The 649-nt window shown below is 34.8% G+C and carries 1 protein-coding gene; it reads left to right on the top strand.

Features of this window, described 5'->3' with window-relative positions; translation table 11 throughout:
- A partial coding sequence (locus AOG54_RS09930) for a hypothetical protein (RefSeq protein WP_162200866.1) occupies window positions 1-649 on the top strand: 649 nt, incomplete at both ends.

The raw sequence follows: 649 nt of genomic DNA, 5'->3' as shown, positions 1-649 counted from the left end.
AACAATATCGACATAAGAGATTCCATTTTTAAGTATTTTCCATTTAGGCTCAACGAAGCACGTGGTGACAAAGAGAAATTTATAGTTATACCAGAAATAATTAGGGAAGGTAATGACTTTTACTTTTCACCTGATTCCATTATTGACCCGGTGGCATTCACCTATAGCGATAATAAGAAGGCACTAATGCCAATATCGCTTAAAATCCAAACCTTAAGGGATGATGGGATTAATGGCATTATCTCATATTGTCCAAGATGTAACAAATTTTATAGTTATTCGAAAGATAAATGTGCTAGCTGCAATATGGGACTAACTAAAGTTTCTGTATATGCCACACCAGAAGTTGAAAATAATGTAAGTAGTGATAAGTGGGATTCTATATCAAACAATGTGTACATGTCCAATTTTTCCCAGGCAACTATTCTATTAAAAGGCGTTTCCATGAGTATAAGAGAGTACTATTATAACGTAGATGCAAAGGAGCACCGCCCTACACGTAATATTAGTCTACTTAAAGTAATGGCTAGAAAACCTTATGGATATCAGATCACAACAAACTCATTAAAAATCAAGATAAGCGATGGAATAATAACTGAACTCCTGAAAAAGTACACAACACAGGAGTGGATTTCAGGCAGCTTCTTTC

Origin of the sequence: Acidiplasma aeolicum (assembly GCF_001402945.1) — an archaeon.
Classification (GTDB): Archaea; Thermoplasmatota; Thermoplasmata; order Thermoplasmatales; family Thermoplasmataceae; genus Acidiplasma; species Acidiplasma aeolicum.
This window is presented reverse-complemented; position numbering and strand designations above follow the sequence as displayed.